Annotated in this window: 9 protein-coding genes; 6 read left to right on the forward strand and 3 right to left on the reverse strand. The window is 68.6% G+C overall.

What is annotated here, in order from left to right:
• Window positions 1-4: 4 nt before the first annotated feature.
• The 4 genes from tssM (at window position 5) to ST3T6A_RS0108255 (ending at window position 5,302) form a co-directional block, all read left to right on the forward strand.
• On the forward strand, window positions 5-3,391 hold the full coding sequence (tssM, locus tag ST3T6A_RS0108240) for a type VI secretion system membrane subunit TssM (protein ID WP_019832441.1): 3,387 nt from the start codon (window positions 5-7) through the stop codon (window positions 3,389-3,391).
• 2 nt (window positions 3,392-3,393) lie between these two features.
• Complete coding sequence (gene tagF, locus ST3T6A_RS0108245) at window positions 3,394-3,882, forward strand: type VI secretion system-associated protein TagF (protein ID WP_019832442.1); 489 nt, start codon at window positions 3,394-3,396, stop codon at window positions 3,880-3,882.
• Window positions 3,882-4,625: a PP2C family protein-serine/threonine phosphatase gene (locus ST3T6A_RS0108250; RefSeq protein ID WP_019832443.1), complete on the forward strand. Its 744-nt coding sequence runs from the start codon at window positions 3,882-3,884 to the stop codon at window positions 4,623-4,625. Before tagF ends, ST3T6A_RS0108250 begins: the two co-directional genes overlap by 1 nt.
• A 62-nt stretch (window positions 4,626-4,687) precedes the next feature.
• Entirely contained in the window at window positions 4,688-5,302 is a 615-nt protein-coding gene (locus ST3T6A_RS0108255; protein ID WP_019832444.1) for a hypothetical protein, read from the forward strand.
• Between the two features lie 21 nt (window positions 5,303-5,323).
• Here the strand turns inward: ST3T6A_RS0108255 and tagH are convergent, their stop codons facing one another.
• Genes tagH through ST3T6A_RS0108270 form a run of 3 tightly spaced genes read right to left on the reverse strand, consistent with a single transcriptional unit; the run spans window position 5,324 to window position 9,056 of the window.
• On the reverse strand, window positions 5,324-6,619 hold the full coding sequence (tagH, locus tag ST3T6A_RS0108260) for a type VI secretion system-associated FHA domain protein TagH (protein ID WP_019832445.1): 1,296 nt from the start codon (window positions 6,617-6,619) through the stop codon (window positions 5,324-5,326).
• A complete protein-coding gene (locus tag ST3T6A_RS20805) occupies window positions 6,616-7,161 on the reverse strand; it encodes a DUF6931 family protein (RefSeq protein WP_019832446.1) in 546 nt (181 codons plus the stop codon). The genes tagH and ST3T6A_RS20805 overlap by 4 nt, the downstream gene beginning before the upstream one ends.
• Window positions 7,158-9,056 carry a type VI secretion system Vgr family protein gene (locus ST3T6A_RS0108270; protein ID WP_157602612.1) on the reverse strand — a complete coding sequence of 633 codons (1,899 nt, stop codon included), beginning with the start codon at window positions 9,054-9,056 and terminating at the stop codon, window positions 7,158-7,160. Before ST3T6A_RS0108270 ends, ST3T6A_RS20805 begins: the two co-directional genes overlap by 4 nt.
• A 125-nt stretch (window positions 9,057-9,181) precedes the next feature.
• Here ST3T6A_RS0108270 and ST3T6A_RS0108275 point away from each other — a divergent pair, with 125 nt between their 5' ends.
• On the forward strand, window positions 9,182-10,186 hold the full coding sequence (locus ST3T6A_RS0108275) for a type VI secretion system protein TssA (RefSeq protein WP_019832448.1): 1,005 nt from the start codon (window positions 9,182-9,184) through the stop codon (window positions 10,184-10,186).
• Window positions 10,187-10,352: 166 nt separating this feature from the next.
• Window positions 10,353-10,478: a hypothetical protein gene (locus tag ST3T6A_RS22130; protein WP_268869714.1), complete on the forward strand. Its 126-nt coding sequence runs from the start codon at window positions 10,353-10,355 to the stop codon at window positions 10,476-10,478.
• Window positions 10,479-10,847 lie beyond the last annotated feature (369 nt).

The raw sequence follows: 10,847 nt of genomic DNA on the forward strand, positions 1-10,847 counted from the left end.
CATCATGGAAAAGCTCATGCGCGGCTGGTGGGCGCTCGCCGGCACGGCCGCCCTCATCCTGACGCTGCTGGCCTCGATCGGATTGCCGACGCTGTTTCCGGTGCTGCGGGCGACGTGGATACGGATGCTCCTGATCGGTCTCGTCGCGCTCAGCCTCGCGGCGGCGGCGGGGTGGCGCTGGTGGCGCGGACGCAAGGCCGCCGACAGCCTCGCCGCCGAACTGGCCGAGCCGACGCCCGAGGAGACGGAGGGCGCGCTGCTCTCGGGCCGGATGCGGGATGCGCTCGCGCAGCTCAAGGAGACGGTGAACGGGAGGCGGGATTATCTCTATGCCAAGCCCTGGTATCTCATCATCGGCCCGCCGGGCGCGGGAAAGACGACCGCGCTGCTCAACTCCGGCGTGCGCTTCCCGTGGAGCGACAGCGCGCTGAAGGGTGTGGGCGGCACGCGCAATCTCGATTTCTGGTTCGCGGACGAGGCGGTGCTGGTCGATACGGCCGGCCGCTACACCACGCAGGACTCCGACGCTGCGGCCGATGCCGCGGGCTGGGAGAAGTTCCTGCGCCTGCTCCGTCGCGCGCGTCCGCTTCAGCCGGTCAACGGCATCCTCGTGACGCTGGGCGTGGACGAGCTGATGTCCGCGACGCGTGAGGGGGTCGATGCCCACGCCGCCGCCGTCCGCCGCCGGTTGGCCGAGCTGCGCCGCGTGCTGGGCGTCACCGCGCCGGTCTATATGCTCTTCCCAAAGACCGACCTACTGGCCGGCTTCGACGAATATTTCGCGGACCTGAGCGCCGAGGGGCGACGCGCGGTGCTGGGCGCGAGCCTCCCGCTCGGGAAGGCGGCCGATGCCGCCGCCGTGATCGCCGAGTTCGATCAGATGATCGAGGCGGTGTGGGAGCGCAGCGCGAAGCGACTCCAGGACGAGCCCGATCAGCGTCGCCGCAGCCTCATCCTGTCCTTCCCGGCGCAGCTCGCATCGCTGCGCGCCCGTTTCGCCCGCTTCGTCGAGGGCGCCTGCCCGCCGGAGGGTGAGGGCGGCCATATGCTGCGCGGCTTCTATTTCGCCAGTGGCGTGCAGGAGGGTGCTCCGCTCGACCGCGTGCTGAGCGCGATGGCGGCGGTCTATGAGGAGGAGCAGACGCCGGCGCGCGGCGGCTCGCGCGGCAAGGCCTATTTCCTCAACCGGCTGCTGACCGAGGTGGTCTTCCCCGAAGCCGGCCTCGTCCGGGCCGAGCTTGCCATCCGCCGTCGCCGACGGATCGTCATGGGCGCGGCGCTGGGGGCGATGGCCTTGGCCGGCCTCGCGATGGCCGGCCTCTGGGTCAACAGCTTCGCGCACAACAAGGCATTGCAGTCCGCGCTCCTCGCCAGCGGGCAACAGGCGATCGGGCAGGAGCAGGCGAGCGGCATCGATCTGGTCGAGGTGCGCGAGAGCGACCCCGATCTGGAGCAGGCGCTGCCGCTGCTCGACCGGCTCCGCACGATGCCGCGCGGCTTCGCCGACCAGCAGGCCGGCGGCCCGCCCTGGTCGATGCGGCTGGGGCTGTTCCAGGCGGGCCATGCGGATGCGGCGCGGCAGGCCTATCTGGAAGCGCTCCAGCGCGTGATGCTGCCGCGCATCCTGCTTCGCCTCGAACAGACGATGCGGCAGGATGCCGATCAGCCGATCAAGCTCTACGAACCGCTCAAGACCTATCTGATGCTGGGCGGCTACGGCCCGCTCGACGCGGCGGCGGTGCGTGCCTGGGTGGTCGAGGACTGGCGTACCCAGTCGCTCGCGGGTTCCGATCGCGCCGAAGTCCGCACGCGGCTTGGGAAGCATCTCGACGTGCTGCTGGCGGACCCGGACATCGGTCGCGTCTGGCCGGGGCGGCGGGCGCCGCTCGACGGGGCGCTCATCGCCAGCACGCGCGCGGCGGTGCAGACGCTGTCGGTGGCGGACCGCGCCTATGCGGTGCTGCGTCAGCGCGCGGCCGCGACCGGCAAGCCCGACTGGCGGGGGGATAGCATCCTCGCCGCCGGTGACGCACAGGCCTTCGCCAACGGGCCGACCGTGCTCCAGATGTCGGTGCCGTGGTTCTTCACCGCTGACGGTTATCACAAGGCCTATCAGCCCGGCCTGCTCGATGTGGAGGCGGAACTGGGCCGCGACCTCTGGGTGCTGGGGCCGGATGCGGCCAAGGCCTCGATCCGCGACCAGCTCCCTGCCATGCGCGCGGCCGTCGCGCAGGATTATGCGCGGGACTATATCCAGGCGTGGGACGCCGTGCTGGGGACGCCGCAGCCGGCCGACTATTTCGCGAACCGTGCGGCGCTCGGCGCCTTCACGCGAACGCCGTCGCCCATGAAGACGCTGTTGCTGGAGGCCCGGCGCAACACGATGCTGGGGAGCGACGGCGCGGGCGGGGGCGGATTCGACGCGGGACATGCGATCCAGGACCATTTTCGGGGTGTCGCGGATTTCGCCGGGCAGAGCGTGAGCGCCGCCGCACCGGTCGACGAGCTAGTGAAGGCGATCCGCCAGGCGGCGGCCGCCACCACGGCGGCGGGCGTGCCGGGCGTGACGCTCGACGGCGGGGCGGTGCAGGGCCAGCTCGCGACCGCGCTCGGCGATCTGTCGACGGCGGGCGTGGTCGCGCCGCCGCAGCTCCAGCCGTTCGTCGCGCAGGCGACGCGGCGCGGGCGGGGCGCCGCCACCCGCACCGCGCTTTCGACGCTGAACCAGCAATATACGGCCAATGTGCTGCCCGCCTGCCTGTCGGTCGCGCAGGGGCATTATCCCTTCGTCCGCAGCGCCCGGAACGACGTCGTGGTGGCGGACCTTCAGCGAGTCTATGGCGCCAACGGCCAGATCGACGGCTTCACGCGCGATCGGTTGCAGCCGCTGCTCGATACCGCCGCGCCGGTCTGGCGCTGGCGGGGAGGCGATCCGGTGGCGCAAGGGCTGAGCCCGTCGAGCGCCGCCCAGTTCCAGAAGGCGGCGGCGATCCGCGATCTGATGTCGGCGGGTCTGGCGCTCGACGTCAGCCTCGCATCGCTCGGGCATGGCGTCGATGCGGTCGAGATTTCTGCTGGTGGCACGACCTACCGGCTCGATGGCAAGGATATGGCGAGCCACCCGCTGATCTGGACGCCGACCGGCCTGCCGCACGCTCACATCGTCCTGCTCTCGGGCCGCAAGGAGGTGCATCGCGACCAGTCGGACGGGGCATGGGCCCTTTTCCACGTGCTCGACGCGGGGCAGGTCCGCAATGCGGGCGCGTCGGCCATCCAGGCGACCTTCGGCTCCGGCGATCAGACCGCGAGCCTCCTCATCCGCCTGCCTGCCACTAGCAATCCGTTCGGACGCGGTGGGCCTTTCTCCTTCCAGTGCCCGGAGAGGCTGTGACGATGGGCGGTGCGTTCCTGTTTGGGAAGCTGCCGGCGTTGGGCGATTTCGTCTGTCGCAACATGATCCCGGCCCAGCGCGAGGCGTGGGATGCGCGCTGCATCGACGCGATAGCGGACGCCCACCGCCGTGGCGACTATGAAGGGCTGGAAGCCACGTCGCCGCACGGTTTCCTGATCGCGCCGAGCGTGGACGAGCCCTTCTGGCAGATCGCCTGCGTCGCCCCCTCCTGCGACCGGGCGGGGCGGCATTTCCTCCTCGTTCTGGGCATGGCGCGCGAGGCGCCGTGGGGCGAGGAATGGCGCACGCTGGCGGGACGGCTGGAGTTCTGCCTGCGCGCCGCGATTACGTGGGGGCTTGATGCCGAGGCGGTGCTGGAACTGATCGGCGAGACTCTCGTGACGGACGAGCCGGCGCCGATCAAGACATTTGCCGGATGGCGGACCGACTGGCTCGGCGCCTCCCCGGCCACGCAGGAAAGGGATGATTGATGGCACCGATGCTCCGTTTCGAGCAGGGCGTGCGCACGCATGTCGGGGCCGTACGCAAGATCAACGAGGACTCGCATCTCGCTCGCCCGGAGGATGGATTGTGGGCCGTCGCGGACGGCATGGGCGGCCACATCAAGGGTCAATGGGCCTCCTCGACGATCGTGCGGGCGCTGAGCGAGGCGACGCTGGGGGGCACGTTCGAGGAAGCGGCCATGAGCGTCATCGCCGCGCTCGAGGAGGCCAATGGCGAAATCTGCCAGGCCGCGTGGGAAGCGGGCGGCGCGATCGGCTCGACGGTGGCAGTACTGCTGATACGGAGCGGGCGTTGCGCCGTGCTGTGGGCAGGTGACAGCCGGGTCTACCGGTGCCGTGACCGCGCGCTTGAACCGCTTACCACCGATCATTCGCAGGTGGAGCAGATGGTCGCCTCGGGCCTGCTCGATCGCGCCGAGGCGGACAATCATCCGATGGCGCATGTCCTCTCCCGCGCGGTCGGGGTGCGCGAGACGTTGGCGCTCGACCGGATCGACGGCGAGGTGGAGGCGGGGGACATCTTCCTGCTGTGCAGTGACGGACTCAGTCGCATGGTCCACGCACCGGAAATCCAGCGCCTTCTGATCGACAAGCCGCCGCGCGCGGTCGCCGCCCAGCTGGTCGACATGGCGCTCGACCGAGGCGCGCCGGACAATGTGACGGTCGCGGTCGTCGGCTGCGACGCGACGACGCTGCTCGAGAGCGATTGAACCCGGCTAGTCTCGGGCAGGCAACGGAAAGGTTTTCGATGGGAGCGCGTTTTGTACGGGGCATGACGGCGATGACCGAGCAGGACATCGCGGCCGATGCCAACAAGACAAGCCTGACGCTGCGCGTAAACGGCCAACCCTTCGCGGTCTGCACGAGCGAAGCGGGGATTCATGCCGAAAGCTACGCCTGCAATTTCCTGCTGGCCGCGCTGGGTAACCAGGATCGCGGCGCCAGCGCGCTATTGGCCGAAGCGGAACAGGGCAGCCGGCCGGGCGGCCTTCCTGACAAGGGTTGCTATGATATATTCCTGACACGCTCGCCCTGCGGCGCATGTACCGACCGGATCTTGCAGGTCCATAACCTCCTTCCGGAAAACAGGACGCTTCGGCTGTTCTGCGCAACCGTATATCGCGGGACCAGGAATGCGGAATCGCGCGCGAACATCGTTAGACTGAAGGGCCACGGTGTGCCGGTCCTCTTCTGGGATGCGGCCCGGATGGCGCTGGCGGGTGATATCGATAGCGCGACGCTGCTCCGCGTGGCGCACCATCTGAGCTTGTGGGACAGCCGGGAAGCCGACGGTGGGCGTGCGGACCATAAGCTCGGATCCCGGATGGCCTCGCCGGACCTCGGCCTGCTCCCCCTCGACACGAACTCCATTTATTACGCCAAATGAGGCCGTGCGGGCGGGGGGCGATCAGCCCTCCCGCCGACGCGCTTTCATCTCCGTGATATGCCGGTCGTAGGCGACGCGGAATTCCTTGGCGAACATGTCCATGAAGGCTTCGTCGGCGCCACGCACGACGCCTTCGAACTCGCGCTCATAGGCCTGCCACAGCGCCGCCTCGCGTGCGCCGGACAGCAGGCGTGACAGCCATCCGCGCGTCTCCTGCCGCTCGCGGATCGCGGCGGGCGAGAAGCGGGCGAGCACTTCCGCCAATGCGCCGCGCATCGCGCCCAGCGTCGCCATCTGGTGCGCCTGGAGGTCCTGATGCGCGTCTTCCACCGCGCGCGCCGCGTCCATGAAGCCGCGCTCCGGCGGTTCCAGGAGCTGGAGCAGAGCGCGTTCGGGCGCGCGGATGAACTTGAGCGGGTTGTTGCCCTCCAGCTCGAGGCTGGTCGCCTGAAGGCCGAGTTGCGCCTTGGCGCGGGCGCGGGCGTCGACCATGAGGACGAGCCCGCCGACCATCTGGCGCAGCATCGCTCCGGCATTGGCAAGGACGGCAGTGGGCGCGCTGCGGACCTGATCGGGCGCGAGGCCGGTTCCCCGCAGGAAGGCCTGCCACCCGTCCGGGGTTGTCGTGACCGCCGGTTCCGAAGACGCTGGCGCCGGGGTTTCCGATGGTGCCTCGATCCGGCCCCAGCCTTCGGCTTCCTGCTCGATGCGGCCGAAGTCCCCCTGTGACCAGTCGATCTCGCTTTCCCGCGCGAGTTGCCCCCAGATGTCGCCGGCTGACGGTGGCACGGCCTCGCGCGGCTCGCTCGACCATGGGGAGGGGCGGCTGAGCGGGGCGGGGGCGTCCCATCCGCCGCCGTCGGGAAGCGGAGGTGACACGCGTGGCGCGGCAGGACGCTCGGCAACCGGCGCCCACGACGCGGCAGGCCGGGGCTCGGGCGCCCAGTCGCCCCATGCGTCCGCCGTCGCCTGCGGCTCCGCCACGGCTTCGGCAGCCTCGCTGCCGGGGCAGCGTGCCACGACCTCATAGCCGCCGATCAGGATGCGATCCCCGTCCGCGATGGCGTGCAGTGCGCCCAGCCGCTCGGACGCGCCGTTGACGAAGGTGCCGTTGGTGCTGCGGTCGGCGAGGAGATAGGCGCCGTCGCGATAGCTGATCTCGCAATGGCGCGAGGAGATGTGGTTGCGCGGATCGGGCAGGCACCAGTCGGCATGGGTGGAGCGGCCGATCATCGCGCCGTGGCGGTCGAGCCGGAGGGTGGCAGGCTCGCCATTGTCGAGCGTATCGCGATCCTGGATGGTGAGGATGAGGGTCATGGCTGTCCTTCCGGCGCGCCCGCGGCGAGCCTGCTTCCATAATCGAGTGCCTGATGGAGCGCGGTTGCGCGGGACGGCGTGTCGGCCACCGCGATGAGAACGGCGCCGGCGGCGAAGCGGCCGACCGCGCCTTTTGGCGCGGGGTAGGGAGGCTTCCCTTCCGGCGCGAGCGACCCGCCCGAGGTGAACACGGCAAGCCCGCACAGCCGCGCGGCGCTCGGATCGGGAGCTGCCCTGGCGGCATGATAGGCGGCTCGCCGATGCGTCTCGGACGGATCGGCGAGCCAGGCGGAGACGGCCGCCATCACGCGCGGGTCGGCCTGCGATGAGCAGCGCTCGACGGTCCGTGCGGCCCAGAGGACGGTTTCGTAACGGGGGAGTGCCTGCCCGAGGAAGCGCGCCGCGTCGCGATCGTGCGCCTCGGCCCGGAGCGCCTCGAAGAAGCGGTCGGGCGCGTCGCCGTCGCCCGGCGCGGGCGGCCAGCCGAGCAGCGCGCCGATCTGCCGCGCTTCGGTCCAGATCGTGCGGGGCCAGCCGGTCATGCGATCACCAGCGCCCCGCCGAGCAGATTGAGCATCACATCGCCGGTGACGGTGGTGATGCTGCCGTTCAGCGTCATCGTCGTTTCGGCTTCCCCCGTGACGGTGAGGCCATTCATGACGATGCCGGCTTCGCTCAGCCGGATCTGCGTCGGTCCGACGCTGAGCGCGATGCCCAGCGCGTCGATGGTGATGCTGTTGAGGCCGACCTTCAGCGTGATACGCTTCGCCGCCTCGATCGTCGCCTCGCCGGCACGGACCGAGACACTGTAGTCGCCGGTCTGGACTGTCGTCGTGTCGTCGCGATGGATCGTGGCGGTGCGGTCGCGCTTGATGCGCGCTTCGTCATCGAGCAGCACCTCGGTCAGCCGATTGCGCTGGGCGCGCAGATAGACCTGCTCCGAGCCGCCCTTATCCTCGAAGCTCAACTCGTTGTAACCGGGCGCTGGGGGCGTGCTCTCGGCGCCGTCATAACTGCCCGTCGCGCCGATGGTGTGCGACCGGTAGAGCGAGCGGGTGCGATGCTCGGGCAGCGCATAGGCGTGCACATGCTCGGAATTATAAACCCGGCCGGTGACGATCGGCCGATCGGGATTGCGATCGAGGAAGTCGACGATCACCTCCTGATCGGTGCGCGGCAGGGTGACATGGCCGAAGGCCGCGCCCGCCGAAGGATGCGATACACGCAGCCAGCAGGAGCGCGCCTTCTCCGGCGCCTCGCCCGGCTTGCCCCACAGGAAGCGCACGCGGATGCGGCCCATCGCATCGACATTCGTGTCGTCCGCGCCGCCGACCATGACGATCGCCGTCTCCGGCCCTGCCACGGGGAGCGGCGTCACGAAGGGCGCGCGCCATTGCGTGTCGCTGGTCACCGCCTCGACATGGATGCGGCGCGGCTCCTCTTCGTTCCCGGATCGATAAGGCTCGGCATATAGGCTGTAATCAAGGGCCGTCAGGATGAATTCCTGGCCTCGCTCGAACGCGGCATCGGAATCGAGTGTGAAGGAGCCGCCGCAGGCGAGGCCGATCGCATCGCCCATGCCGGTGTAGAGCCGCTGGCGCGCGCGCGCCGATTCCAGCCGGACCTTGGTCCAGTGGTTCGCCAGCCCCTCGTCGACGAAATCGCCGGTGAACTCGTAGACCTCCTGCGTGTCGGCCGGGTTGCGGGCGGGGCCATCGGTGCGGCCATCCTTGGTGCGGGTCTGCTGATAGTCGAAGCTCTGGAGCAGGAAGCGGGTCTCTCCACCGCTGGTGACATGCTCCTGCCAGTCCCACAGCGCCTCGGCGAGGCCGCCGCTGCGGCCCGACCAGTCGGCGCGCAGCTTCACCGTCTCATAGCCCGGTGCCGGCTGGTGCGCGCCGCGTCCATCGGCCAGCACGAGGATATGGTCGTCGCGCTCGTGGCGGAAATAATAATAGATCCCCTCGCGCTCCATGAGACGCGAGAGGAAGGCGAGGTCGCTCTCCCGATACTGGGTGCAATAGGGCCAGGGCTGGTAGCTGTCCGTCAGCTTGCTGTAGTCGACATGGCGGCTCTGCTCCTCCAGCACCTCCTTCAGGATGTCGACGACGCTCTTCTGCTCAAAGATGCGGTAGGCGCGGTTGTGGCCGAGCAGGTGCAACCACGGGCGCAGCACCAGCCGGTAGTGGAAGCCCTGATCCTCCTGCCGCAGAAAATGCGCCTCGATCAGGAGGGCGTGGAAGAAACGGACGGATTTTTCCTGCTCGAAAACCTCGATCATGGCAGGTCGTCCGAGAGCGAAAAGGAAATCCACCTTGTCCTCGACGACGACCTCCGCGTCGATTTCATAGATGTCGCTCAATCGCTCGTGGGATTCAAACCTGATGAGCTTCAGGGTCGATCCGACGTCGAGCGTCATTTCTGCCTGGCGTTTCATGCAACGATACTTCCTGCGAAGTTACAATTGTCGCGATTGCGAAGATTGAGCGCGGATATTTGTGGTTTAAATCGCGAAGAGTTCGCGGCCGGTGACGGCCGCCTTCGCCAAGGAGTTACCGCGTCATGACGCTCGATCTCGAAAAGCTGCTGGCCCCGGTCGCGGGGGAAGACCCGACCGGCCCCGACCTCGCCTACGACCCGCAGCGGCACCAGATCGAACAGGCGTTCGACTCGTCCGTCTCGATCGACGCCTCGGGCGTGGCCGAGGCCGCGGGTGAGACCGACTGGCGCCCGATCATCGCCGCGATCGCCGACCAGTCCGAGCGGACCAAGGATGTGTGGCTGCCGGTCTATCTCTGCCGTGCCGGCGCGCGCGGAGGACAGCTCGCGATCGTGGAGACGGGTGCCCGCGCGCTGGCGGGCCTGCTGGAGCGTTTCTGGGAGCGGGCGCATCCCCGGCTGGAGGAATATGGCTTTCTCGGCCGCAAGGGTGCCTGCGACACGCTGGCGAGCTTCCGCGAGTTTGTCGGCCCGCTCGGCCGCATCGTGCTGGTGGAGCACGGCCGCCTCGGCCGCTTCACGGCGGAGGATATCATCCGCTTCCATCGTGGCGGCGAGGGCGAGGAAGGCTATGGCCCCTTCCGCGCGGCGCTGGCCGAGGGCTCTCTCGAGGGACTGGCCGACGCCGCCCAGCGTGTGGAGGCGATCCGGGACAGCTTCCGCCGCGCCGACGTGTTGCTGATGGACCATGCCGGATCGGAAGGCGGCACCAACTTCGCGCCGGTTTACGAATGCCTCGCGGCGATCGCCGGCGCCATCGACGCTTTCCTGCCGCGGCCGGAAGTGGCGATCGAAGAGGGAGGCGCCGAAGAAGGGGAGGCGGCGGCCGCGACGTCGGGGAGCGGTGCGCGCGTATCCGGCACGGTTCGCAGCCGGGACGACGTGGTCCGCGTGCTCGATCTCGTGGTCGACTATTACCGGCGCAGCGAGCCGGCGAGCCCGGTGCCCATGCTGCTGGAACGTGCCAAGGCCTGGGTCGTGCTCGACTTCATGACCGTGCTGCAGGACATCGCGCCCGGCGCGCTCGACGATGCGCGGATGCTGCTGCAAAGCCGCCTCGGGGGCTGAGTGGAAACGGGGCACGGTGATCCTCCAGCACGGGCTGATCCAGTCGTGACCGTCCATTAATCAGAGCTATGGGTGCGCGATAATCAAATGGGGTTTCACTTGAAACGATGGTGTCTTTGTTAGCCGCCGGCGGGCGGTGCGCTGGGAAGGCGGTCCGCCACTGGGCGTGAACGAGATCGGCGGCGTCACGTTCATTCGGCCGCTTCTCGCCGAAGAGCCCGACGGGCTGGGGCGTGACCACCGTGCCCTCCAACGCAGCGTTGATCACGTCGGCTGGCTTCTGCTCGAGTGATGCTAGGTGAAAGGACTCCGCGATGATCTTGTCCGCTGTGAACAGGCGTGGAGCAGGAAGCATGCCGGGGCCGTGCAGGAGCAACCTGGACTTGACGACGTAAGTTTCGGGGTCCGATCGCCTCGCGATATAGGTGAGCGACGCTGTGACGTTGTCCGTGTAGCTCGCGCTTGCGTTGAAGAACTCAACTATGGCGCGGTCGTTTGGCATAGAGGTTTCTATGAACGCATCTTTGCCGGCAGGAAACGCGGTGCGGCGCCATTCGCTTGGATGTCCACTTTCTCGACCTCGTCGTCCGACAGCTGCCAGTCGGCTACCGACCAAGGTTGCATCATTCGCGAGAGCGAACGAGAGTATTGTCGGTTAGGC

This window comes from Sphingomonas sp. PR090111-T3T-6A (genome assembly GCF_000383095.1).
Lineage (GTDB): Bacteria > Pseudomonadota > Alphaproteobacteria > Sphingomonadales > Sphingomonadaceae > Solisphingomonas.

Excerpts from the sequence above, each read along its gene's own strand:
- tagH (WP_019832445.1), bottom strand. The coding sequence starts at position 6,619 with ATGACCCTCATCCTCACCATCCAGGATCGCGATACGCTCGACAATGGC.
- ST3T6A_RS0108275 (WP_019832448.1), top strand. The coding sequence starts at position 9,182 with ATGACGCTCGATCTCGAAAAGCTGCTGGCCCCGGTCGCGGGGGAAGAC.
- ST3T6A_RS20805 (WP_019832446.1), bottom strand. The coding sequence starts at position 7,161 with ATGACCGGCTGGCCCCGCACGATCTGGACCGAAGCGCGGCAGATCGGC.
- tssM (WP_019832441.1), top strand. The coding sequence starts at position 5 with ATGGAAAAGCTCATGCGCGGCTGGTGGGCGCTCGCCGGCACGGCCGCC.
- ST3T6A_RS0108250 (WP_019832443.1), top strand. The coding sequence starts at position 3,882 with ATGGCACCGATGCTCCGTTTCGAGCAGGGCGTGCGCACGCATGTCGGG.
- tagF (WP_019832442.1), top strand. The coding sequence starts at position 3,394 with ATGGGCGGTGCGTTCCTGTTTGGGAAGCTGCCGGCGTTGGGCGATTTC.
- ST3T6A_RS0108255 (WP_019832444.1), top strand. The coding sequence starts at position 4,688 with ATGACGGCGATGACCGAGCAGGACATCGCGGCCGATGCCAACAAGACA.
- ST3T6A_RS0108270 (WP_157602612.1), bottom strand. The coding sequence starts at position 9,056 with ATGAAACGCCAGGCAGAAATGACGCTCGACGTCGGATCGACCCTGAAG.